This is a genomic window from Sphingomonas aquatilis (assembly GCF_014196115.1).
GTDB lineage: Bacteria > Pseudomonadota > Alphaproteobacteria > Sphingomonadales > Sphingomonadaceae > Sphingomonas > Sphingomonas aquatilis.
This window is the reverse complement of sequence record NZ_JACIDB010000005.1, coordinates 172,283-196,763: the sequence shown is the minus strand read 5'-3', so window position 1 is coordinate 196,763 and position 24,481 is coordinate 172,283. Positions and strand designations below refer to the sequence as shown.

Below are 24,481 nucleotides of genomic sequence, written 5' to 3'. Positions count from 1 at the left end.
CCGCCAAGCGAACAGCCTAGACCACCGGGATGAGGGGTCCCTTTTCGACGCCGATCACCCCGCTACCGGGGTCCTTTTTCCACGCCGATCCACAAAATTCTACACCGAAGACGGCGATTCCTCGCCCGCCAGCGGCGTGTATTTCACGCAAGGATCGCGGATCGACCAATGGTCGCAGGAAGTCCGCCTGCAGGCCGATCTGGGCGCCAATCAGCTGACCGCCGGCGCCTTTGCCATGTCGATCGACGGCAATTATACCGGCAAATACGCCTCGCTCTTCTACGGCTACGACCCCACCGTCGCCTTCTCGCAGAACACGCGGTCCTACGCCTTCTTCGTGCAGAACGAATGGAAGGTTGCCGATCGCGTGACGCTGGTCGGTGGCCTGCGCTATTGGAACGATCGCAAGACCGGCCGCTATTTCGGGTCGGAACCTAGCACCGGCGTGTCGATCATCTTCAACCCGCGCCAGGTCGCCTATGGCTCGTTCGGCGTGATCCAACCGCGGACCGGCATCACCGCGACGCCGGCCGATGCCACCCCCGTGTTCGACGGGGTCACCGCGCGTGCGCTGATCAACTACAAGCCGACCGACCACGTGCTGCTGTATGCGAGCTATAACCGCGGGTCGAAGAGCGGCGGCTTCACCTTCTCGACGGGCACGCCCTTCCCCGGATCGGAGGCGGCAGCGCTGAACGGCATCAACTATCGGCCCGAAACGCTCAACGCCTGGGAAGTGGGCGCCAAGACGCGGCTTGCACCGGGCACGACGCTGAACCTGTCGGCCTTCTACTACGATTATCAGAATTATCAGGCCTTCGCCCAATATTCGACGGTGCAGACGGTCGTGAACCTGCCCGCAAAATCGGCGGGGCTTGAGGTCGAATTCGCGACGCGCCCGATCCGGGGCCTGACGCTACAGGCCAATGCGTCGTTCCTCGACACGAAGGTCCGCAACGTCGAACTGCCCGATCTGGTCACCGTGGAAGACCATCGCCTGCCGCAGGCGCCGAGCTTTTCGGGCAACCTGCTGGCGCGATACGAATTCGCGGTCGCGGGCGGCACCGCCTCGTTGCAGGCGGATGCGCAGCATTCGAGCAGCTTCTGCTTCACGGTGCTGTGCGCGCCGGTCGAGCGGGAGCGGGCGTACACGGTCGCCAATGCGCGCATTGGCTTTGCCGGCCCGGCAGACCGCTGGGACATCGCTCTGTTCGTCAACAACCTGTTTTCCGAGCGTTATCGCGTCTACGGCTATGACAACACGCTGTTCGACGGGACGGTTGCTGGTGTCTACGCCAAGCCCCGCACGTGGGGGCTGACCGGGACGGTGCATTTCGGCGGCTGACGACCGGCGCCGCCGCGTGTGACGTGATGGGATCGCATCCGCGCGGCGTTGCCCGTTCAGAAGCCCAGCCGTATGCCGAACTGCGCCGAGCGCGGCGCGCCGGGTGCCTGAAACGACGCGTGCAGCAACGGCCGTTCGCCGTCGATCACCGGCGCGGCAAACGGCCGTGCGACGAACCGGCCGGACGCATCGAAGGCGGTCGCGCCGAGCTGCGCCGCGGTCGTGTAGCGCTTGTCGAACACATTGTTCACCTGGACGTAGAGCGTGATGCCCCTGCCCGGTCGCACCTCTGCCGCGGCATTGGCCACCGCATAGGAGCGGGTGCGCCCCTGCCCCAAATAATAGACGCCGTCGGGCCGATGCGCGCCATTTTCATTGCCGCGCGCGATGACGCCCGCGCTGGCGACGACGTCCGCAGAGAGCGTCAGCCAACCTGTGGCATCGACCGTCACGGCGCCCTTGAGCAGATGACGCGGGATCAACGGGATTCGGTCGCCGCGCGCGATGGCGATCGTGCCGTCGAAGCCCGGTGCGGGGCCGTCGTTGCTGCTATTGCCGGCGCCGCCGACCGTCTCGGCACTGCGATAGGTGGCGTCGAGCAAAGTGTAATGCGCCGACAGCCCGATCGCACCCCGCCGTGCCGACAGATCGATATCCGCGCCCTGCCGTCGCGTGCGGCCGAAGTTGCGGAAATAGCCGAAGCCGGTCTGGTCGCTCGCCACGAACAGGATGTCGTCGCGGCTGACGGTGCGGAACGCGCCCGCCCTTAGCCGGACAGTGCCGTGGGTCAGCGTCACCCCGCCCTCCACCGTCTGCGCGACGACCTGCGCGAGCGGCGGGTCGCCGGCGAGCGCATTCGGCAGACGGCACGGGCTGCCCGGATCGGCACAGCCCATCTCGATCGCCGACGGCGCCCGGCTGGTGCGGGCGACCGCCAGGTCGATTGCCACCGGCGCCAGCGGAGTCCAGCGCAGCGCGATGGCGGGATTGAAGCGCTGGAAGCGGTGATCGCCATCCAGCGATCCCGTACCACCGCCTGGGCTGATCCGGTCGCGGTTACGCACGATCGTCCGGTCGAACCGCCCCGACAGATCGACATGGAGCGTCGGCGTGACGTCCAGCCCGTCGAGCGCGTAGAGACTGACGACACGGGTGCCCGCAGACAGATCGACGCGCGCATCGAACGCATTTTCCGACGCCTGCGACCCGTCGGCGAAGGCGCCCGGTCCCGCCACCGCGACCACGCCACGATCCGACGTCAGATAGCCGAATTGTGACGACTGGGCGAAGTCGGCATGCCCATCGACATAGGCCACGCCCAGCGTCAGCCGGTTGGCGCCGGCGGTCCACGTCAGCTCCGCCGTCGCGCCCCATTCGCGCTGGCGGGTCGCGGTGCGGTTGACCAGGCCATCGCACTTCTCGTTCGGCTCGGTGTTCAGCAGCACGTTGGCGATGCAGCGCCAGCGCGGAAACGGCGTGTTCGCCTGCGTTTCGCCAGCCGTGGGGACGCCCGAATAACCCGCCGTCGCCAGAGCGGCGCGCTCTGCGGCATTGGGTTGGTACAGGTTTTCGCCCAACGCGCCTTCGTTGACGTCGCCGTTGACCGTGCGGGTGCGGATGCCACGGTAGAAGGCGTTGGCGGACAGCGTCAGACTGTCCGACAGCTGCTGCGACAGCGTCGCATTGCCGTACCAGCCGCGATTCCGCGTCGTGTCGGGGTGCGTGTAAACGCTCGCCGGCTCCTGCGCGAGCAGCCGCATCTCCTGCAGGCCGTTGCCGTTGAGGTCGCTGTCGGCGACACTGCCCGACAGCGCGATATCGGTGCCGCCATCGGCCCAGCCGACCTTGCCGAACAGCTGGCCGGCGCGCGAGGGCGAATCGTCACGCCAGCCCCGTTCCCGGAAATAATCGGCAGAGGCGAACCAGTGCCACCTCTTGTGCGTCCCGCCGACGGTCGCGCGCGTCACCGAGCGGCCGAAACTGCCATAGCCGATGTCGGCGGTCATGCCCGGATCGGATCGGCCGTCTTTGGTGCGGATCGCCAGCGCGCCGCCCAGCGAATTGCGCCCGAACAGCGGGTTCGCGCCCGGCACCAGCGTCGTCGATCGGATCGCGGAGGTGGGGATCAGGTCCCAGCTGACCACATCGCCGAACGGCTGGTTCATGCGGATGCCGTCGAGGTAGACGGACAGGCCCTGCGGCGTGCCGAGCAGCGGCGAGGCGGTGAAGCCGCGATAATTGATGTCGGGTTGCAGCGGGTTGCCCTGCACCTCGTTGACGAAGACGCCCCCGGCCAGTCGGCGCAGATAGTCGGACAGGTCCAGCGCATGGCTGCGCGCGATCTGTTCGTCGGACACGTGCTGCGCGGGATAGCCGACGATATCCTCGCCCGGATCGACCAGCGGCGTGCCGACGATCACCAGCGCCTCGCCCCCGTCCTGCGCTGCGGGGTCGAGCGTCTGCGCCACGGCAGGTGTCGCGATCAACGCGGTCGCAGCCAGTAGACCATAGCGCAGCGGACGCACCCCCGTCATCGCGCATCGACCCGCGGTAGCAGCGTGCGCTCCAGCGTCGGATAGAAATGCGCGACCGAGCGCTGCAATTCGTATCGCGCCGCGGCCAGCGTCGCGAACCGGGGCGGGATCGGCAGATCGCCCGCCTCCACCATGTCGAGCCCGTCTGTCACCGCGCGGCGCAGCGCGGCGTCGAGCCAGTCGATCCAGTCGCGGGTCTGGTCGATGGCGGCATTGGGCGTCGGGTCGAACGGGCCATGGCCGGGGATCAGCGTGCGATGCCCCAGCCCCTTCAGCGTATCGAGCGACCGCCGCCACGTCGGCAGATCGGCATGCGGCGTCGAGGGCGCGCGATCGTGGAAGACGAGATCGCCCGCCACCAGCGTCCCCGTCGCCTCGTCGAGGATGGCGAGATCGTCGGCGCTATGCCCCGACAGCGGCAGCATGCGGAACGTCCGCCCCCCCACAACTTCCTGCGGGCTCGACACGACATGACCCGGGATGCGCAGCTCGGTGCCGCGCATCCAGTCGCCCAGCAGGCGGTACATGCCATCGGCAAAGCCCGGCCCGTCGCGCGTCAGCGTCGCGATCAGTCCCGGTGTCGCGGCGACGATCGCCGGCGCGAACGCCGCGTCGCCATAGCTGTGGTCGGGATGGAGATGCGTGAGGTAGACGCGCTCCACCGGCTTGCCCGTCAGCGTCTTCGCCAGTGCCTGCAACGCCTCGCCATAGCGTAGCGACGGTCCCGCATCGATCAGTACCGGACCGGCATCGGTGGCGATCAGCGTGATGTTGGCGATCGCGCCGCCATTGTCGCGCGCGATCGGCGCATCGGCCCCGCGGATCAGCCAAATGCCGTCCCCGACCGTGTGCGGCGTCAGGCGATAGGCCAGCGCCTGCCCCAGCACCGGTGCGGCGAGGGCGGCGCTCGCCGCGGCGATCAACGTCCGCCGATCGATCATGCGGCGGGACCGCCGCGATCCGCCAGCGTGCCGCGATAGTCGATGCCGTTGGTGTCGCGCGCGTGGAAGCGCACCATCTCGCCCGTTCGCGCATGTGGCAAGAGCGTCAGCACCGGGTCCTCGGCCACCGCGGCCTGCATCGCGACCATGCCGAGCGACCGGCCGTCCGCGCCGGTGAGCGCCAACTGATCGATATAATAGCTCGCGATATTGGCGACGAAGCCGGTGTCCATCGGATGGCGGAAGGCGATCTGCGCGCGTGGGCCCGATGCGGTCCGCCACAGGCCACCGCGCACCTCGCCCAGATGCTGCGCCCAGTCGCCGCTGACCCGACTGGCCGGCGGCGCCGAACAACCGCCGCCCGCCGCATCGATCCAGCCGCCCGACACCAGCCACGACCCGTCGGCGAGCTGCACCGCCCCGCGCACCGGCGTGCGCTGGTCGAGCTTGATCCGCGTCGCGATGAACGGCTCGGCATCGTCCAGCCGATAGTCGATCGGCAGCTGGATCGGGTTGAGATCGACCAGGATGACGATGCGCTTGACGTCGGCGATGCCCCGCGCGTCGACCTCGACCGGGAAGACGCGCTGGTTTTCGGCGATGTCCGGGAAGCGGACCTTTACGCGCGGATCGAAGGCGACGCGGGCGCCGGCTCCAAACGCCTGATCGGCGACGAAATCCCACATCGGCGATGCCAGCGGATCGGCCGGCAACGTGGCGGAAGCCGGGGCCGAAACGGCGGCAAGCAGTGCCGCGACGAGAGAGCGTGATGCGATCCTCATCCCTAAGTCTGGTAGGCAGGTCGCCCGTCCGCGACCATGACACCTTGGTACGATGCGACGCCACCTGCCCCTCTACCTCATGGCCCTGATCGCCCTCGCCGCAGCGGCGCCCGATGCGCGCTTCGATGCCCGGAGCGGCTATCGCAACGCCGACTATCGCGGCGTCGTGCCGGCGCCGCCGCCCGGGGTCGCGCGTATCGATGCCGCCGCGGTCGCCGCACTGGTCGATGCCGGCCGCGCGACGCTGATCGACGTGGTGCCCGCCGAGGGCGCGGTGCGGACGGCCGACGGGCACTGGCGGCTCGCCCGCGAACAGCGCGGTATCGCAGGCGCGGCCTGGTTTCCCGAAGCGGGGCGCGGGGCGATCGACCCTGCCGTCGAACGCTGGTTCCTCCGCGGCGTCGCCCGTCTGCATGCCGCCGCGCCGCGCGCCACGCTGATCGTCTTCTGTCTGGCGGATTGCTGGATGAGCTGGAATGCGGCGTGGCGTTTGCGCCGGGCGGGCTATAGGCGGGTGCGCTGGTTCGCCGAAGGCGTCGATGGCTGGCGCGACCTGGGCCGCCCGCTGGTGCCGATCACCCCCTATCCGGAGCCGTTATGATCGTTCGAGCCATCGCCCTGTTGCTGTGCGGCGCCTCCGCGCTTCCCGCCGCCGCGCAGGACCGCGCCGCCGCGGACCCTTCTGCCACGCAGGACATCGTCGTGATCGGTCGCGGCCTGCCCACCCGACCGGGTGATCGCACGGCAGACGTCGTCGCGATCGATGCGGCGCGCATCCGCGAAAGCGCCAGCGGTCGGCTGGAAACGGTGCTCGGCGATGTCGCGGGGCTGCAGCAGTTCCGCCGGAGCGATTCGCGCTCGGCCAATCCGACCAGCCAAGGGCTGTCGCTGCGCGGGATCGGCGGCAATGCGTCCAGCCGCGCGCTCCTTGTTCTGGATGGCGTGCCGCAGGCGGACCCGTTCGGTGGCTGGGTGCCCTTCCCCGCCTATGCCACCGATCGCATCGGCCTGATCCGCATAACGCGCGGCGGCGGCAGCGGCTATTTCGGACCCGGCGCGCTCGCCGGCACGATCGAGATCGACAGCGCCGATCCCGCCGATCAGCCTACGCTTGCCGCAGACCTCGCGTACGGCAGCCGCCGGTCGCTATCCGCTGCCGCATCGGGTCTGCTGCGCCGTGACGGCGGCTTCGCCACGCTGTCCGCCGCCTATGATCGCGGAGACGGCTTCGTGCCGACCGTCGCCGAGAGCCGCGGCCCCGCCGATCGCGCGGCGCCGTTCGAGCAGTTCTCCGCCGCGGCACGCAGCGTGGTCGCGCTCGGCGGACAGACCGAATTGCAGACCAACCTGTCGGGCTTCGCCGACACGCGCGAACGCGGCACGGCCTTCACCCGCAACCGCAGCCAGGGCGCCGACGCCAGCATCCGCCTGATCGGGCGCGGCGATTGGGGCTGGTCCGCGCTCGCCTATCTCCAGACGCGCGCCTTCGCGTCGCAATTCGCCAGCGTCGATGCCGCCCGGACGACCGCAACGCAGACACTCGACCAATATAACACGCCCGCCACCGGCACCGGCGGCCGCATCGAAGTGAAGCCCCCGGTCGGCGAAGGCCGCGATCTGCGGCTCGGCGCCGACGTGCGACGCGTCTCCGGGCAGACGCAGGAGCTGTACACCTACGTCAACGCGCTGCCCACGCGGCGGCGCGTGGCGGGCGGCACCGCGCTGACCTATGGCCTGTTCACCGACGCGAGCCTGACCGCCGGACCCGCGACACTGACACTGGGCGGGCGGGTGGATCGCTGGCGGCTGACGGACGGCGCGCTGCGTGAAGCGGTGATTGTCACCGGCGCGCCGCTTACGAACGCCATCTTTCCGGAGCGGCGGGGGACGGAATGGACCGGGCGGGCCGGTATTGCCGTCACGCCGGTCGCGCCGGTGACGCTGCGCGCGTCCGCCTATCGCGGCTGGCGCCTGCCGACGCTCAACGAGCTGTACCGACCGTTCCGGGTCGGCGCCGATGCGGTCGCCGCCAATGCCGCGCTGGAGCCCGAACGGCTGAGCGGGGTCGACGGCGGCGTCACGCTGGCGCCCGGTGCCGGCATCTCGTTCGCCGCCACGGTGTTCTGGAACCGGCTGGACGGCGCGATCGCCAATGTCACGGCGGGGCGTGGGCCCGGCACCTTCCCCGGCGTCGGCTTCGTCGCCGCGAACGGCATCTACCGCGTTCGCCGCAATCTGGATGCGATCCGCTCGACCGGTCTGGAGCTGGACGCCCGCTGGCAGAGCGAGCCGGTGTTCGCCCAGGCGTCTTGGTCGCATGTCGATCCCCGCGTCGTCGCCAGCGGTGCTGCGGCGGCGCTCGACGGGTTGCGGCCCGCGCAGACGCCGCGCGACCTGACGTCCGCCACGCTCGGCTGGCGCAAGGGCGGCGCGGCGATCTCGACGACGCTGCGGCACGCCGCCCGCCAGTTCGAGGACGACCAGAACAGCCGCTCGCTCGCGCCGGCGACGACGCTGGACGGCTATGCCGCCTTGCCGCTCACACGCACGCTGGGGGTCGAGCTGCGCGCGGAGAACGTCTTCGATGCGCGGGTCGAAACGGGGATCAGCGGCAATGCGATCGTCGAGCGGGCGACGCCGCGGACCGTGTGGGTGGGGCTGACGCTGCGGACCGGGTAACCCCGGCCCGCCCCCGACGTCAGGCGACCGTCATCGGCATCGGGATCGGCGTCGCGGTCGTGAAATTGGCGATGTCGGCGAACACCGGCGCCGCCTCGGGCGACGCCAGCGCCGCGTCACGCGACGCAGCATCGGTGAAGGTCAGGATGGCGACCGCGAGCATGTCGCCCACGTGATCGGGAAAATAGCCCGCAACACCTGTCAGCCCATGCGGCGTCAGCGCGTGCCGGACGAGCGGCAGGTGCGTCGCGACATAATATTCGCGATCGAAGGCGGCGCCCCCGTCGGCGGGATAGGCGACCATCAGCGCGGCAGACATCGGCGTTTCCTCCCGCGCGCTCACTTGGCCTGGGCCAGCATCGGCGTCATCCGCTTGGCGGCGAACGGCGGCAGCTTCACGGCCCGCGCAGCGGCGAGATTGGGGGACGGGCCGTTACCTACTTGCACCAGCGCGACCATGCCCATCGAAAAATGCGGCATGCACTTGATGCCGTACAGGCCCGGCGCGGTGACCGGCAGGACGAATTCCTTGTTCATCTGACCCTTCGACGGCGCGACGCCGGCGGGCAGCATCGTCGGGATCGTCTCCGCATTGTGGCTGGGGTCGGTCGGCTTGAAGTGGATGGTGTCGCCGGGCTGCGCCTTGATGAAGGCGGGTTCGAACACCATCGATCCGCCCGTACCGACGTTCTTCATCTGCACGACGATGTCGCGCGCGGCGGCCGGCGCGGCAGCAGCGAGGGTGGCGACGGCGGCGGCGCCGACGATAGCGAGCTTCAACATGGTGACATTCCTCTCCCGTACGCGCCGTCAGGGACCGACGCCGAATGCGGCCGGGGTGCCCGGATCGCGCCGCCAGCGGCAATTGCCCTTTGGTGCAATGGCGCGGGGCGCCCCGCAGGCAGATAGTGGGGCATGGCAACGAGCGCGAACCGGCAGAACCGCCGGCGCGCGCCCCCTAGGAGACGACCCATGCTGCAACAGGCGCTTGACGAGCTGAAAGGGCAGATCGCGATCCGCCCGCGCTACGACAATTTCATCGGCGGCGACTGGGTGGCGCCGGTGCGTGGCCAGTATTTCGACAACCCCTCGCCCGTCACCGGAAAGACCGTCTGCTCGGTCGCGCGCGGCACCGCCGAGGACATCGAACTGGCGCTGGACGCCGCGCACAAGGCGAAAGACGCTTGGGGCCGGATGAGTGCCACCGAGCGCTCGCGCATCCTGCTCAAGATTGCCGACCGGATGGAGGAACGGCTGTCGCTGCTCGCGCTGGTCGAGACGATCGACAACGGCAAGCCGATCCGCGAGACCACCGCCGCCGACCTGCCGCTGGCGATCGATCATTTCCGCTATTTCGCTGGCTGCCTGCGCGCGCAGGAAGGATCGATCGCCGAGATCGATCACGACACCGTCGCCTATCACTTCCACGAGCCGCTGGGCGTCGTCGGCCAGATCATTCCGTGGAATTTCCCGCTGCTGATGGCGGTGTGGAAGCTCGCGCCGGCGCTCGCAGCCGGCAATTGCGTGGTGCTGAAACCGGCCGAACAGACGCCGATGTCGATCATGGTGCTGATGGACGTGATCGGCGACCTGCTGCCGCCGGGCGTGCTCAACGTCGTCAACGGATTCGGTGTCGAGGCAGGCAAGCCGCTGGCGCAGAACAAGCGGATCGCCAAGATCGCCTTCACCGGCGAAACGACGACCGGCCGCCTGATCATGCAATATGCGACCGAAAACCTGATCCCCGTCACGCTGGAGCTGGGCGGCAAGAGCCCCAACATCTTCTTCGCCGACGTGATGGCCGCGGACGACGAGTATCTGGACAAGGCGCTGGAAGGGTTCGCCTTGTTCGCGCTCAACCAGGGTGAGGTGTGTACCTGCCCCAGCCGCGCGCTGATCCACGAATCGATCTACGACCGCTTCATGGAAAAGGCGATCGCGCGGGTGCAGGCGATCAAGCAGGGCAGCCCGCTGGATGCATCGACGATGATCGGCGCGCAGGCCTCGAACGACCAGCTCGAAAAGATCCTGTCGTACATCGACATCGGCAAGGCGGAGGGGGCGAAGGTGCTGACCGGCGGCACCCGCGCGCAGCTCGGCGGCGAACTGGACGCAGGCTATTACGTCACGCCGACGATCCTGGAAGGGCACAACAAGATGCGTGTCTTCCAGGAGGAGATCTTCGGCCCCGTCGTCGCGGTGACCACGTTCAAGGACTTCGACGACGCGATGGCGATCGCCAACGACACGCTCTACGGGCTGGGCGCCGGGGTATGGTCGCGCGACGGGACGACCGCCTATCGCGCCGGCCGCACGATCCAGGCGGGGCGCGTCTGGACCAATTGCTACCACGCCTATCCCGCCCATGCCGCGTTCGGCGGCTACAAACAGTCGGGCATCGGCCGCGAAACGCACAAGATGATGCTGGACCATTATCAGCAGACCAAGAACCTGCTGGTCAGCTACAGCCCCAAGGCGCTGGGTTTCTTCTGATCCTTGCCACCGCGGGGGACTGTCTGCCCACTCTTCCACCCACCCCCGCATCCTCCAGCGGCGGCCCTCTTCGCGAGGGTCGCCGTCCTTGTCTGCGAAGGCACCGCCGATGACCGTTCCGCCGCGCGTCCTGTCCACCGCCGCCGCCGATGCGGTCATGGCGGATCTGACCCGCCGGCACGGGGCGCTGATGTTCCACCAGTCGGGCGGCTGCTGCGATGGCTCCGCGCCGATGTGCTATCCGGCGGGCGAGTTCCGCGTCGGCGGGCAGGACATCCTGCTCGGCACCGTTGGCCCGGACGCCGCCATCCCCGTGTGGATCGGCGCGGCGCAGTTCGACTATTGGCGCCACACCCAGATCACGATCGACGTCGTCCCCGGTCGCGGCGCCGGCTTTTCGCTGGAAGGCCCCGACGGCCTGCGCTTCATCGTGCGCAGCCGCGTGTTCACCGACGCCGAGGTCGATGCGCTCGACGCCGCCGGCCCACCGCCACGCGGAGATGATGCGTGACGGCTGCCCGCTCCGCTGCCATCATCGCCGCAATGCCCACCTCGCCCCTTCTTCGCGTCGCCGCGACACGCGAACACGATCCCGAACTGGCGATCCGTGCGCTGTTCCGGCAGCTCGACGTGCCGGAACTGTCGGGCATCCTGCTATTCTGTTCGAGCCGGTATCCGCTGGACGCGCTGGCGCAGTCGATCGCCAGCCGCAGCGAGGGGCTGACGATCGTGGGCTGCACGTCGTCGGGCGAACTGACCCCCGATGGCATGGGCGAAGGCACGCTGACCGCGATCGGTTTCCCCGCCAGCGACTTTCGCCTGACCGCGACCTGCTTCACCGACCTCGATCATTTCGACGGCGGCGATGCGCAGCGGCGCGTCCGATCGATGGTGGCCCAGGCGACCGAGGAGACGCGGCATTTCGGCGGACGCGTCAACCATGCGGCGATCTTCCTGGTCGACGGCCTGTCGCACCGCGAAGAAATGCTGACGCTGACGTTGCAGGACGCGCTGGGCGACGTGCCGCTGATCGGTGGGTCGTCGGGCGACGGCCTCGATTTCCGCGAGACCTTCGTCCTGTACGATGGCGCGTTTCGCCGCGACGCCGCGGTGATTGCGATCCTGTCGACCGCGCGGCCGATGACGGTGTTCCGCGCGCAACATTATCGGCCGGGCGAGGTGAAGATGGTGATCACCGCCGCGGACACGACACGGCGCATCGTCCATGAAATCAACGCCGAGCCTGCCGCGGAGGAATATGCCCGGCTGGTCGGAACGCAGGTCGATCAGCTTGGGCTGCCGGTATTCGCGGCGCACCCGCTGATGGTGCGGGCGGGCGGCGAATATTACGTCCGCTCGATCCAGTCCGCCAATCCGGACGGCAGCCTCACCTTCTATTGCGCGATCGACGAGGGGATCGTGCTGACGCTGGGCGAGGCCGACGATATCGTCGGCCGGCTGGAGGCGTTGTTCGACCGGCTCGACAGCGACATCGGCGGCATCGATCGCATCCTCGGCTTCGACTGCGTGCTCAACTCGGTCGAGATCGCGCAGCGTCAGCTGCGCACGCCGGTGTCCGAGCTCTACGCACGACGCGGCGTCATCGGCTTCAACACCTATGGCGAGCAATTCCGCGCGCTGCACGTCAACCAAACCTTCGCCGGTCTGGCGATCGGGCGGCCATGACCGGCGAGCGAGACGACGCCGCGCACGTTACCGCGCTGGAGGCGCGGATCGCGAAGCTGGAGCGGATCAATCGGTCGCTGATGGACCGGGTCGAACGCTCGACCGACCTGCAGGGCAACGCCTTTTCGGTGTTCGAAACCGCGATCGCGCTGGAAAGCAAGGTGCGTGAACGCACCGCCGATCTGGAACGCGCGCTTGACGACCTGGCGGCGAGCAATGCCGCGCTCGCCCACGCCCGCGATGCCGCCGATGCCGCGCGGCGGCGCCTGGGCGATGCGATCGAGGCGCTCGACGAGGGCTTCGCCATCTTCGACACCGACGATCGGCTGGTGCTGTGCAACCGAACCTATCTGTCGCTGTGGCCGACGATCGCCGATCGCATCCAGCCCGGCGTCGCCTTCGACGAGATCGCCGGTGCGATCTGCGAGGTGGGATCGACGCTCGGCCCCCTCGTGTCACCGGCGCGCTGGGTGTCCGAGCGCGTGGGCCGCCATCAGGTCGCCGATGGCGGGCAGGTCATCCTGCTCGCCGACGGCCGCTGGATCCAGGTCAACGAACAGCGCACCAGCGAAGGCGGGATCGTCGGCGTCTATACCGACATCACCGACATCAAGGCGGAGGACGCGCGGCAACGGGCGCGCGAGCTGGCCGAGCGCGCGGTGGTGTTGCAGGGAACGCTCGACGCCATGCCGCAGGGCGTGTGCCTGTTCGCCCCCGACCGCTCGCTGCTCGCCTGGAACGATCCGCTGCTGACCCTGCTCGATTTGGCGCCGCAGCGGATGCGGCAGCGCATCTCCGATCACGCCGCGCTCGTCAAATGGTGCAAGACGAAGCTGCCGCGCGCCGATGCCGCCGACACGTTGGGCTGGGTCGACACGCAGGGCAGCGATCCCGCCGAGGCGACGCAGGAGATCGTCGCCGTCCGGCGCCTGGCGGATGGCCGATCGATCGAAATCCGTCGCCAGCCGATGGCCGACGGCGGCATGGTGATGAGCTTCGACGACGTCACCGAACGGCTCAAAACCGCCGACGCCCTCGAACAGCGGGTCGCCGCACGGACGCGTGAGCTGGAACAGGAGGTGCGCGAACGGCAGGCGGCCGAGCTGGCGATGCGCGCGGCCAAGATGGCGGCGGAACAGGCCAATCTGTCGAAGACGCGATTCCTCGCCGCCGCCAGCCACGATCTGCTGCAACCGCTGAACGCCGCGCGCCTGTTCGTCTCCGCGCTGGCCGGCCGTCGCCTCGCCGAGGGCAATCGCAAGATCGTCGATCAGGCGGCATCGGCACTCGATTCGATCGAAGGTCTGCTGGAGGCGTTGCTCGAAATCTCGAAGCTCGATGCCGGCGCCATCACCCCGGACCTCGGCGATGTCCCGCTCGATGAGATGTTCACCGCGTTGCGTGCCGAATTTGCCGTCGTGGCGGCCGAACGGGGGCTGACGCTGAACGTCGTGCCGACGCGGCTGTGGGTGCATTCCGACCGGCGGCTGCTGCGGCGCGTGTTGCAGAACTTCCTGTCCAACGCCGTGCGCTATACCGAGCGGGGCAGCATCACCATGACCGCGCGAGCCGAGGGGCGATCGGTCGCGATCACCGTCGCCGATACCGGCCCCGGCATCGATCCGTCGCATCATGCCGAGATCTTCGACGAATTCCGCCGGCTCAACACGGGCGCGTCCCAGGGCATCGGATTGGGCCTCGCCATCGTGCAGCGCGCCAGCCGCATGCTGGGCCATCCGGTGCGTGTGGATAGCGCGCTCGGCGCAGGCGCGACCTTCTCGATCGAAGCCCCCCTCGCCGCAGCGGGTGTGGCGGGCGCGACGGCCAGCGCGGCGCCGGCACGCGGGCTCGGCGTGTCGACCGTGCTCGTGCTCGACAATGAGGAATCGATCCTCGCCGGCATGCAGGCGATGCTGGGCGGCTGGGGTGTGCGGGTGCGGACCGCGGCGACGCTGGAGGATGCGCGCGCGATCGTCCGCCGGTCGCGGCTGCGGCCGGACGTCATCCTCGCGGACTATCATCTGGGGTCGGACACGCTGGGTGATGCCGCGGTCGCGACGCTGCGCGAGGATATCGGCGCGAAGGTGCCCGCGGCGATCATCACCGCGGACCGCATGCCCGACCTGCGCGAACAGCTGCTCGCCGCTGGGCTGCACGTCCTCCAGAAACCGGTGAAGCCCGCGCAGCTGCGCGCGCTGCTCGCCAGCGTCCGCTAGCGCCCCAGCCCGACCTTGTTCGCCAGGATCACCGCCTGCGTGCGGCTGTAGACGTTCAGTTTCGACAGGATGGCGGACACATGCGCCTTCACCGTCGTCATCGACACGTCGAGCTCATAGGCGATCTGCTTGTTCAGCTTGCCTGCGACGACCAGCCCCAGCACCACGCGCTGCTGCGGCGTCAGCGTGCCGATACGGCGGCGGATGCCCTCGATCTCCGCCTCGGCATCCGACGGGGCGGCGAAATCGTCGGGGATATAGACGTTGCCCGACAGGATCGATTGGATCGCCGCGACGATCTGGCTGCGCTTCAGCGATTTGGGGATGAACCCGGCGGCACCGTTGGCGATCGCGCCGTTGACGACCTGGCTATCCGCCGCTGCGGACACGAGCACGATGGGCAGCGACGGAAACCGGTGGCGCAGCATCGTCAGCCCGGAAAAGCCGCGCGCATCGGGCATGTTGAGATCGAGCAGGACGAGGTCGAAATCACCCTCGCGATCGACGATCTCGACCGCTTCAGCGACCGATGATGCCTCGAACAGGTCGGCCTGGTCGAAGGCGACCGAAATGACGGTACGCAAGCCGTCACGCACCAGCGGATGATCGTCCGCGATCAGGACTCGTTCCACGCCCCCTCTCCCCGCAGACGATTGTAATATAAGTGCGATCGGATGCGAAGAGGGCGCCGCGACCGGCGACGCCCCCTGCGACCTGATCATGCCTTGGGCAGCTTGAAGACCCAGAGCGCGCCGCCCTGGTTGATGTGCTGCACCGCCTTGGCGACCTCGCCACCCCACAGCGGCACTGCGCCGCCCCAGCCGCTCATGACCGCGACATATTGCTCGCCATCCTGCTCCCACGTCACCGGGCTGCCGACGACGCCGGAGCCGGTGTTGAACTTCCACAGCTCCTGCCCCGTCTTGGCGTCGAACGCCTTCAGATAGCCCTCAGGCGTGCCGGTGAAGACGAGATTGCCCGCGGTGGTCAGCACGCCGCCCCACAACGGCGCCTTGTTCTTATATTCCCACGCGATCTTGCCCGTCTTGGGGTCCATCGCGCGCAGCACGCCGATATAGTCGGGGTTCAGCGGCTTGATCGTGAAGCCCGCGCCCAGATAGGCCGCGCCCTTCTTGTAGGCGATCGGCTCGTTCCAGATGTCCATGCCCCATTCGTTGGAGGGGATGTAGAACATGCCGGTCTGCTGGCTGTAGGCCATCGGCATCCAGTTCTTGCCGCCGAGGAAGCTCGGCGCGGCGAACACGCTGGCGCCCTTTTCTGCGCTGGGCGCGGGCGGGCGCTTGGCGGGATCGTAGATCGGCTTGCCGTCCTTGGTGAAGCCGGTCGCCCAGTCGGTGCGCGAGACGAAGCGGTTGGCGGAGACGAACTTGCCGTTCGTCCGGTCGAGCACGAAGAAATAGCCGTTGCGATCGGCCTTCGCCCCCAGCTTCCGCCCGTCCATGTCGAACGGGATGAATTCGTTGACGCCGTCGAAGTCCCAGCCGTCATGCGGGGTCGTCTGGTAATGCCATTTGATCTCGCCCGTGTCGGGATCGATCGCCAGCGTCGACGAGGTGTAGAGGTTGTTGCCGGGGCGCAAATGGCTGTTCCACGGCGCGGGATTGCCGGTGCCCATGTAGATCAGGTTGGTATCGGGATCGTAGGTGCCGCCCAGCCAGGTCGCGCCGCCGCCGTTCTTCCACTGATCGCCCTGCCAGCTCGCATTGAGCTTGCCGGTCATGGTCGAATCCTTGCCGTTCAGCTGGCCCATATGCCCCTCGATCGTCGGGCGCGACCAGATCAGCTCGCCGGTATTGACGTCGCGCGCCTCCACCTTGCCGACGATGCCGAATTCGCCGCCGGAATTGCCGTAGATCACCTTGCCCTTCACGATCATCGGCGCGGCGGTGAAGCTGTAGCCCGCGTCATAGGGGGCCAAAGTCTTGTTCCAGATGACCTTGCCCGTCTTGCGGTTCAGCGCGACCATGTGCGCATCGAGCGTGCCGAAGATGATCTTGTCGCCGTAGATGGCAGCGCCGCGATTGACGACGTCGCAGCATGGCATGATCCCGTCGGGCAGGCGCGCGTCATACTGCCAGAGTTCTTCGCCCGAACGCGCATCGAACGCGAACAGACGGCTGTAGCTGCCGGTGACGTAGATGACGCCGTCATAGACGATCGGCTGCGCTTCCTGCCCGCGCTGCTTCTCGCCGCCCAGGCTGGCGGAGAAGGCGGGGACGAGGCGCGCGACGTTGGCGGCGTTGACCTGCGTCAGCGGGCTGAACCGCTGCGCACGCGGACCCATGCCATAGGTCAGGACATCGCCCGGCGTCGCCGCATCGTTCATCAGGTCCGCATCGGTCGGCCCTGCACCCGCAGCAGCGGCAGCAGCGGCAGCCGGCGCGGCGGCGGGCGGGGTCGTGGCGGCCGCGCGCGGTTCGGTTGCGGTCCCTGCCGTCGCCAACATCGTGCCGGCCAGCAGCATTGCGCACCGGGTCGCCATGGTCTTCATCGCTCTCGTCTCCCCTCCATTCGGCCGTCCGTGCGACCTTGGTTGATGACGCCGAGCCTAATCCGGGATCCGCGTCGGTGGCATTGGACCTTGGATCAAGTCGCCAGAGGCGCGCGGTCGCTGACGCCGTGGCGGGCGAGGATCGCCGCGACGGTGCCGTCGCTACGCAGGCCGGCGACGATCCGGTCGAGCCGGTCGGCGAGGTCGCGGCTGTCGTCCTTCACCGCCAGGCCCACGTCCCAGCCTGCGCTGGGCAGCGCCGGCAGCGGCCCCTTGCGCGTCTTCACCCGCGGCGCGCCAGCCGCGAGCGCATGCTCGATCTGCGCGCGTGTCGCGAGTACGACGTCCGCGTCGCCCGTCTTGACCGCATCGACCGCCGCCGCGCCGCTCATCAGGTGGCGCGTGTCGGTGCGCAACACGCCGCCGAAGCTGCCCGAAAAGTAGAAGTCGGGCACGCTGTCCAGCTCGGCCACCAGCCGCTTGCCCTTGAAGGCGGCGGGGGCGACCTCGCAATCGGTCTCGACCCCGCAGGCCATCAGGAAGCCCTCGCGATAATAAGGCGCGCCGATCACCGCGCGGTCGTTGGCGCGGGCCAGCTGCCGGTCCACCGGCACGTGCATCATGATGTCGCACGTCTGTCCGCCGACCAAAGATCCCCGCCACACCATGTTGCGCAGATCGTCGCCGACATCCTCGTCGGCCAGAAAGTCGACGATCTCCGCGCGCACCCCCAAGGCCTTGGCGATCGCACGGCCGAGGTCGACGTCGATGCCCATGACGGTGCCGTCGGCACCCTTCCACGACCAGGGTTCGAAATCGCGATAGACCGCGATGCGCGCGACACCCGCCGCGGTGATCCTATCGAGCCCCCGCGCCATCGCTCCGACGGGGGCAAAGGCCGCCGCGAGTGCGCCCGCGATCATTGCGCGGCGGGTGGGTGCGCGGGAGAGCGCCCCGCTCATTCCTCGTGCTTCGTGTCGAGCCAGGAGCGGATCGCCCAGCCGGCCTTCTGCCCCAGCGCATCGCCCATCGGCGGCATATAGACCTTGCCGTCGCGCGACGAGCCGTGCTGGAACCGCTGGATGAACCATTCGTCGCCGGCCTCGCCCTTGTCGAGGTAGCGCAGATCGGGGGCGATGCCGCCCGAGATCGCATCGAGCCCGTGGCAGCGCGCGCAATTGCCGCCATAGGCGCTCTCGCCGATCTTCTTGGCCATCGCATAGACCTGGGGGTCGTCGCGATACGGGTTCTTCGTCACCCATGTCGTGTTGTCGGGCTTGATGTCGGGCAGCTTGCTGGTGTCGACCGCCTGCGGCGTGACGTTACCATGCGCGAAGACGTTATAGCCGATCGACGACGCCGCGATCAGCGCCGAACAGACGAATGCGATACGCGAACCCTTCACCGGCATCATCCTCTCCCGCCGCCCTGACGGCGGCTCGGCAGAGACCCTAACCGCGGCGAAGCATCGGGACTTATTGGACTTTGGTACGAAGGGGCGGCGCGCCGGGATGGGCTAGGATGCGGTCATGCGATCCCTGCTCCTCATCGCGGCCCTCGCCGCCCCCCTCGCCGCCCCTCTTACCCCTGCGACCGCCGAGACGATCTATGTCTCGAATGAACGCGCCAACACGATCAGCGTCATCGACGCCGCCACGCTTAAGGTCACCGCGACCTGGCCCGTCGGCCGACGCCCGCGCGGCATCGTCCTGTCGCGTGACGGCAGGTACTTGTACGTCTGCGCCAGCGACGAAAACGCGGTGCAGGTGGTCGATCTGGCATCGGGCAAGGTCGTCGCCAACCTGCCGTCAGGGGAGGATCCCGAAACCTTCGCGCTGTCGCCGGACGGCACCTTGCTGTTCGCCTCGAACGAGCGCGATGCGACGGTGACCGCGATCGACGTGCCGGGCCGCAAAGTCGCATTCCAGGTCGTCGTCGGCGTCGAGCCCGAGGGGATGGCGGTCAGCCCCGACGGCCGGTTCGCGGTCTCCACCTCCGAAACGGACAATGCGGTCCACTGGATCGACATCGCGCGGCGCGAGGTGGTGGCGACCACGCCGACCGGCGATCGGCCGCGCCACGCCGAATTCACCGCGGACGGCAAGCAGCTATGGGTGTCGGCGGAGCTCGGCAACAGCGTGGCGGTCATCGACGTCGCCAGCCGCAAAGTGATCGACACGTTGCACTTCGCCGTGCCGGGCATCGCTCCCGAGAAGGTCATGCCGGTGCAGATTCGCTTCACCCCCGATGCGCGACAGGCGGTGATCGCTCTGGGTCGCGGCAATGCGATCGCGATCGTCGACACCGCGACGCGCAAGACGCGCGCCATCGTCCCCGTCGGCCCGCGCGTGTGGGGCGTTGCGATCACGCCGGATGGACGCCGCGTCATCTCCAGCGACGGCCTGTCCGACACGGTCACCGTCGTCGATCTCGCCAGCGCCAAGGCCGTCGCCACGGTCCCGGTCGGCCGCGCGCCCTGGGGCGTCGTCGTGCGGTAGGGGTCGTGCGGTAGGGAAGGCGGCGCCATCGCCGCACCATCCCACTTTGGTCCGGGATCGAAAGTCCAATACCGCGCCGCGCCCGTCTCCATCAGCCTTGCCGACACGAGCCCGAGACCACGGGCCGAACAGGGGAGGATTAGCATGAAAGCCGTTGCCCGCCTGCTGGGCGCCGTCGCCCTCGCATCCATCGCCATCGCCACGCCCGCCGCGGCGCAGGATGCGACCGACGGGCTGCTGCTGAAGCTGAAGGAAAAGGGGATCCTGACCGAGGACGAATATCAGGCGCTGCTGGCCCGCAAGACGGCGCAACCCAGCCCCGTCCCCGCCGCCAACACCGCAGAGGCGCCGCAGCAGGCCGCCGCCGAACGGCTCGACGACAAGAAGCTGGTGCGCATGGCGGACAGCGGCGTCGGGCTGATGATCGGCGATGTCGCGCTGAAATTCTCCGGCTCCGTCAACGGCTTCTACGTCCATGACAGCGCCGATGCGGCGACGCCGGCGAACACCGTCGCGGGCGGGCTCGCCAGCGTCGGCAACGACACGTCGGCGATCCGCAACGGACTGCTGCCCGGCTTCCTGAAGGTCGACGTCTCGACGACCCAGGGCGGCTGGGACGTCGGCGCCCATTTCGGCATGTACCCCGGTATCAATTCCAGCCTGGGCAATTCCGGCGCGAACGGCGCGGGCGCCCCCCAGGCGCTGCAAACCTCCGGCATCGATTTCCGCCAGACCTATCTGACGTTCGGTCGCAGTGGCTTCGGCGAGATCAAGATCGGCCGCGATATCGGCCTGTTCGGGTCGGATGCAATCCTGAACGACATCACATTGCTGGCGGTCGGCACCGCCGCGGGCAATGCCGCGCCGTCCAATACGTCGCTCGGCCGGATCGGGCTGGGGTATATCTACACCGACTTCCAGCCACAGATCACCTATGCCTCGCCCAAGTTCGGCGGCTTTCAATTCGCGGCAGGCGTCTTCCAGCCGCTGAGCACGATCGGCCGCACCGAAACGAACGAGACGATCGGCTTCCAGGCCAAGGCGACCTACGACCTCGTGCCGACCGACGGGGGCCTCGGCGCGCATCTGTGGGTGAGCGGGCTGATCCAGGGCCATGACGCGATCGGCGGCTTGCCGGCCTATACCGGCCGCGCGATCGATGCCGGCGCCAAACTGTCCTACGGCCCGGCGAGCCTGACCGGCTATTATTACACCGGCACCGGTGTCGGCACGATCGGCCTGTTCCTGCTGTCGACCGATGCGCTCGGCCGCAAGCGCGACAGCAACGGCTATTACGTCCAGGGCACCTACGGCATCGGCAAGCTGACGCTGGGGGCGAGCTATGGCGCGAGCTACCTGTCGCGCGCGCAGGGTGAAGCGATCTCCGCGCTCGTCCGCCGCAACGCGAGCTGGGTCGGCCAGACGCGCTATGGCCTGAACAGCTGGGTGACGCTGATCGGCGAATACACCCACACCATGTCGCGCGCGCACAACGGCAATGACGCGAGCTCCGACGCGCTGGCGCTCGGCGCGATCCTGTTCTTCTGATCCCACCGCATCGACGGGCTGTGCATCCCCGCCGGATGCGCAGCCCACGTCACGAAAGGCCGCCTCATGCTCGATATCGTTCCAGCGACCCCTGCGCGTTCCGGCGGCATCGGCCCTGCCGAATATGAGCATCAGTGTCGCGCCGCGATCGAGACGCCCGATGCCTATTGGCGCGATCAGGCCGCACAGCTCGATTGGATGCGGCCATTCGATACGGTGAAGGACGTGTCCTTCGCGGCCGACGATTTCCGCATCCGCTGGTTCGATGGCGGTCAGATCAACGTATCGGCCAATTGCCTCGACCGGCACCTGGCGGCGCGGGGCGACCAGGTCGCGATCCTGTGGGAAGGCGACGAACCCGGCGAGGGCGCGCGCATCACCTATCGCGCCTTGCACGACCGAGTCTGCCGGATGGCGAACGTGCTGACGTCGCTTGGCGTCGGACGCTGTGACCGCGTGACGCTCTACCTGCCGATGGTGCCCGATGCGGCGGCGGCGATGCTGGCTTGTACGCGGATCGGCGCGATCCATTCGATCGTGTTCGGCGGCTTTTCCCCCGATGCGCTCGCCGACCGCATCCGCGATTGCGGATCGAAACTGGTCATCACCGCCGACGAAGGCTGCCGCGGCGGCCGTCGCATTCCGCTCAAGGCCAATGTCGATGCCGCGCTAAGCGCCTGCCCCTCGGTCGAGCATGTGCTGGTCCTGCGCCGTACCGGTGGCGATATCGCCATGACGCCCGGCCGCGACCTGTGGCTGGACGATGCGATCGCCGACGCCTCGCCCGACTGCCCGCCCGTGGCGATGGAGGCCGAAGACCCGTTGTTCATCCTCTACACCAGCGGATCGACGGGCAAGCCCAAGGGCGTGCTCCACACGACCGCCGGCTATCTGCTGTGGGTCGCCAAGACGTTTCGCGACGTCTTCGACCACCGCGACGGTGACGTCTTCTGGTGTACCGCCGACATCGGCTGGGTCACCGGGCATAGCTATGTCGTCTATGGCCCGCTCGCCAACGGTGCGACGACGGTGATGTTCGACGGCGTGCCCAATTATCCCGACCACGGACGGCTTTGGGATACGGTCGACCGGCTGGGGGTGAGCGTACTCTACACTGCGCCGACCGCGATCCGGGCGCTGATGCGCGAAGGCGACGATCACGTCACCCGCCACCGCCGCACCAGCCTGCGCCTGCTCGGCAGTGTCGGCGAACCGATCAATCCGGAAGCCTGGGCCTGGTATCACCGCGTCGTCGGCGACGGCCGCTGCCCGATCGTCGACACCTGGTGGCAGACCGAAACGGGCGGCGTGCTGATCTGCCCCCTACCCCACACGCCCGACCCCAAGCCCGGCGCCGCGACCAAGCCACTGCCCGGCGTGCAGGTGGAGCTGGTCGATGCAGAGGGCGGCGTGCTGCACGGCGCAGCGGAAGGCAATCTGGTCCTTACCGATAGCTGGCCCGGCCAGATGCGATCGGTGTGGGGCGATCACGACCGCTTCATCCAGACCTATTTCACCACCTATCCGGGCAAATATTTCACCGGCGACGGCTGCCGCCGCGATGGGGACGGCGACTATTGGATCACGGGCCGCGTCGACGACGTCATCAACGTCAGCGGCCACCGCCTCGGCACGGCGGAGATCGAGAGCGCGCTCGTGGCCCATCCCAGCGTCGCGGAGGCTGCCGTCGTCGGCATGCCGCACGACGTGAAGGGCCAGGGCATCTACGCCTTCGTCACGCTCCACGCGGACGCGACGGAGGACGAGGCGTTGCGCGGCACCTTGCGCGCCTGGGTCCGGCGACAGATCGGCCCGGTCGCGACGCCCGACGCGATCCAGTTCGCCCCCGCTTTGCCCAAGACCCGCTCCGGCAAGATCATGCGCCGTATCCTGCGCAAGATCGCGGAAGGCGCGGTCGATACGATCGGCGACACCTCGACGCTCGCCGATCCATCGGCGGTCGCAACGCTGATCCGCGACCGGCAGGCATGAGGTGAGCGTGCACGGCGTTCGAGCCCAGCCCTCGACATACGCCGGACGGACGTCCACACGCGCCCCTGCCCGCCCGCCGCCGGACCGACCGGCAGGGGCCGAAGCCGCTGGACCGCCCCATGACCGCACGCCCACGTTCGATCCGGCTGACGCCGCGAGACATTCCGTCCCCCAGTTCGATCAGCCCCGAGGCGCAGGCGGCGCTGGAGCGGCTGATCGACGCGGACGGCGTGCCGGTCAACGCACACTTCACCATGCCGGACCATGACGACGTGGCGGGGTGGCAGGCAGTCAAGGCATCGGTCGATGCCCATTATGCGCGCATGCTGGCCGCGGCCTCGGACGCGCCCACCGCCGCGGTCGAGACGATCCGGTGCGACGATGCGGTCGTCCATGTCGCCACGCCCGCTGCGCCGATCGCCGAGGACGCTGTGTACATCGACCTGCACGGCGGTGCGCTGGTCTTCGGTGGTGGCGAGGCGTGTCGGCATGGCGCGCGGACGCTGGCCGATCAATTGAGCGTGCGCGTCTGGAGCGTCGACTATCGCCTGCCGCCCGAACACCCCTTCCCGGCGGGACTCGACGATGGCCTGGCGGCCTATCGTGCTGCGCTTCGACTGCACCCGGCCGAGCGGATCGTCGTTGGCGGCCGCTCCGCCGGCGGCAATCTCGCCGCCGCGATGCTGCTGCGCGCGAAGGCGGAGGGCCTGCCGATGCCGGCCGGGTTGGTCCTGCTGTCGCCGCAGGTCGATTTGACGGAAAGCGGCGACAGTTTCGTGGTCAACGCCGGCGTGGACGGGATGCTGCCGACGTCGCTGATGTCGAGCAATCGGCTCTATGCGGGCGGGGCCGATCTCAGCGACCCTCTTGTGTCACCGCTGTTCGGTGATGTCGCCAACTTCCCCCCGACCTTCCTTCTGACGGGCACGCGCGACCTGTTCCTGTCCAACACCGTGCGCATGCACCGCCGGCTCGTGTCGGCCAGAGTCCCTGCGGACCTCCATGTCTTCGAAGCCATGCCCCATGGCGGCTTCGGCGGAGCGCCCGAGGATCGGGAGGCGGCGCATCATATGACGCGGTTCGTCCAAGACCGTCTGTCGGCGCGCTGACCGGGCGTGTCGCTTGCCATTCTGCCGCGGTTTTGGCCCGACCATGGATAGTACCGAAGGACGATTGCCACGATAAGACAATAATGGATCAATATTCGCTCACCGCTCTCGGTCGTGATGAGGCAAGAAGCGGCTTGATCTGCGTC

At 68.5% G+C, this 24,481-nt stretch carries 20 protein-coding genes; 11 read left to right on the top strand and 9 right to left on the bottom strand.

Annotated features, from left to right (window positions below; genetic code table 11):
• On the top strand, positions 1–1,345 hold a 1,345-nt coding region (locus GGR47_RS13220), incomplete at its 5' end, for a TonB-dependent receptor (RefSeq protein WP_246343050.1).
• A 56-nt stretch (positions 1,346–1,401) separates the two neighbouring features.
• On the opposite strand, the gene GGR47_RS13215 is transcribed toward GGR47_RS13220, so the two are convergent.
• The 3 genes from GGR47_RS13215 to GGR47_RS13205 are packed head-to-tail and all read right to left on the bottom strand — an operon-like array spanning position 1,402 to position 5,602.
• Positions 1,402–3,879 carry a TonB-dependent receptor gene (locus GGR47_RS13215; protein ID WP_147035567.1) on the bottom strand — a complete coding sequence of 826 codons (2,478 nt, stop codon included), beginning with the start codon at positions 3,877–3,879 and terminating at the stop codon, positions 1,402–1,404.
• Positions 3,876–4,820 carry a quinoprotein relay system zinc metallohydrolase 1 gene (locus GGR47_RS13210; RefSeq protein ID WP_147035568.1) on the bottom strand — a complete coding sequence of 315 codons (945 nt, stop codon included), beginning with the start codon at positions 4,818–4,820 and terminating at the stop codon, positions 3,876–3,878. The genes GGR47_RS13215 and GGR47_RS13210 overlap by 4 nt, the downstream gene beginning before the upstream one ends.
• Positions 4,817–5,602: a quinoprotein dehydrogenase-associated SoxYZ-like carrier gene (locus GGR47_RS13205; RefSeq protein ID WP_147035569.1), complete on the bottom strand. Its 786-nt coding sequence runs from the start codon at positions 5,600–5,602 to the stop codon at positions 4,817–4,819. The genes GGR47_RS13210 and GGR47_RS13205 overlap by 4 nt, the downstream gene beginning before the upstream one ends.
• 52 nt (positions 5,603–5,654) lie before the next feature.
• On the opposite strand from GGR47_RS13205, the gene GGR47_RS13200 reads away from it, so the two are divergent.
• A complete protein-coding gene (locus GGR47_RS13200; RefSeq protein WP_147035570.1) occupies positions 5,655–6,203 on the top strand; it encodes a rhodanese-like domain-containing protein in 549 nt (182 codons plus the stop codon).
• On the top strand, positions 6,200–8,281 hold the full coding sequence (locus GGR47_RS13195) for a TonB-dependent receptor (protein ID WP_147035571.1): 2,082 nt from the start codon (positions 6,200–6,202) through the stop codon (positions 8,279–8,281). Before GGR47_RS13200 ends, GGR47_RS13195 begins: the two co-directional genes overlap by 4 nt.
• Before the next feature lie 19 nt (positions 8,282–8,300).
• On the opposite strand, the gene GGR47_RS13190 is transcribed toward GGR47_RS13195, so the two are convergent.
• Both GGR47_RS13190 and GGR47_RS13185 read right to left on the bottom strand, forming a co-directional pair.
• Positions 8,301–8,600: an EthD family reductase gene (locus tag GGR47_RS13190; protein WP_063689602.1), complete on the bottom strand. Its 300-nt coding sequence runs from the start codon at positions 8,598–8,600 to the stop codon at positions 8,301–8,303.
• A 20-nt stretch (positions 8,601–8,620) separates the two neighbouring features.
• Entirely contained in the window at positions 8,621–9,064 is a 444-nt protein-coding gene (locus tag GGR47_RS13185; protein ID WP_063685225.1) for a pseudoazurin, read from the bottom strand.
• Positions 9,065–9,253: 189 nt separating this feature from the next.
• Between GGR47_RS13185 and adh the strand changes: the two genes are divergently transcribed.
• From adh to GGR47_RS13165, 4 genes are all read left to right on the top strand, one after another.
• Entirely contained in the window at positions 9,254–10,774 is a 1,521-nt protein-coding gene (gene adh / locus GGR47_RS13180; protein WP_147035572.1) for an aldehyde dehydrogenase, read from the top strand.
• A 109-nt stretch (positions 10,775–10,883) separates the two neighbouring features.
• Positions 10,884–11,285 carry a DUF779 domain-containing protein gene (locus tag GGR47_RS13175; RefSeq protein ID WP_063685227.1) on the top strand — a complete coding sequence of 134 codons (402 nt, stop codon included), beginning with the start codon at positions 10,884–10,886 and terminating at the stop codon, positions 11,283–11,285.
• Positions 11,282–12,460: an FIST N-terminal domain-containing protein gene (locus tag GGR47_RS13170; RefSeq protein WP_147035573.1), complete on the top strand. Its 1,179-nt coding sequence runs from the start codon at positions 11,282–11,284 to the stop codon at positions 12,458–12,460. Before GGR47_RS13175 ends, GGR47_RS13170 begins: the two co-directional genes overlap by 4 nt.
• A complete protein-coding gene (locus GGR47_RS13165) occupies positions 12,457–14,676 on the top strand; it encodes a hybrid sensor histidine kinase/response regulator (protein WP_147035574.1) in 2,220 nt (739 codons plus the stop codon). The genes GGR47_RS13170 and GGR47_RS13165 overlap by 4 nt, the downstream gene beginning before the upstream one ends.
• Here the strand turns inward: GGR47_RS13165 and GGR47_RS13160 are convergent.
• From GGR47_RS13160 to pedF, 4 genes are all read right to left on the bottom strand, one after another.
• Positions 14,673–15,308, bottom strand: coding sequence for a response regulator (locus GGR47_RS13160; protein ID WP_147035575.1), 636 nt, complete (start codon positions 15,306–15,308; stop codon positions 14,673–14,675). The genes GGR47_RS13165 and GGR47_RS13160 overlap by 4 nt on opposite strands.
• An 86-nt stretch (positions 15,309–15,394) precedes the next feature.
• Entirely contained in the window at positions 15,395–17,188 is a 1,794-nt protein-coding gene (locus GGR47_RS13155; RefSeq protein WP_147035576.1) for a methanol/ethanol family PQQ-dependent dehydrogenase, read from the bottom strand.
• Between the two features lie 95 nt (positions 17,189–17,283).
• On the bottom strand, positions 17,284–18,150 hold the full coding sequence (locus GGR47_RS13150; RefSeq protein WP_147035577.1) for a substrate-binding periplasmic protein: 867 nt from the start codon (positions 18,148–18,150) through the stop codon (positions 17,284–17,286).
• Complete coding sequence (gene pedF, locus GGR47_RS13145) at positions 18,147–18,599, bottom strand: cytochrome c-550 PedF (RefSeq protein WP_017979127.1); 453 nt, start codon at positions 18,597–18,599, stop codon at positions 18,147–18,149. The genes GGR47_RS13150 and pedF overlap by 4 nt, the downstream gene beginning before the upstream one ends.
• A gap of 118 nt (positions 18,600–18,717) precedes the next feature.
• Between pedF and GGR47_RS13140 the strand changes: the two genes are divergently transcribed.
• The 4 genes from GGR47_RS13140 to GGR47_RS13125 all read left to right on the top strand — a co-directional run bounded on the left by GGR47_RS13140 (position 18,718) and on the right by GGR47_RS13125 (position 24,335).
• Positions 18,718–19,686, top strand: coding sequence for a PQQ-dependent catabolism-associated beta-propeller protein (locus GGR47_RS13140; RefSeq protein ID WP_147035578.1), 969 nt, complete (start codon positions 18,718–18,720; stop codon positions 19,684–19,686).
• A 144-nt stretch (positions 19,687–19,830) separates the two neighbouring features.
• Entirely contained in the window at positions 19,831–21,234 is a 1,404-nt protein-coding gene (locus GGR47_RS13135; RefSeq protein ID WP_147035579.1) for a porin family protein, read from the top strand.
• Positions 21,235–21,300: 66 nt separating this feature from the next.
• Positions 21,301–23,226 (top strand): acetate--CoA ligase, encoded by a 1,926-nt coding sequence (gene acs / locus GGR47_RS13130; protein ID WP_147035580.1) that lies wholly within the window; start codon positions 21,301–21,303, stop codon positions 23,224–23,226.
• A 119-nt stretch (positions 23,227–23,345) separates the two neighbouring features.
• Positions 23,346–24,335, top strand: coding sequence for an alpha/beta hydrolase (locus GGR47_RS13125; protein WP_147035581.1), 990 nt, complete (start codon positions 23,346–23,348; stop codon positions 24,333–24,335).
• Positions 24,336–24,481 lie beyond the last annotated feature (146 nt).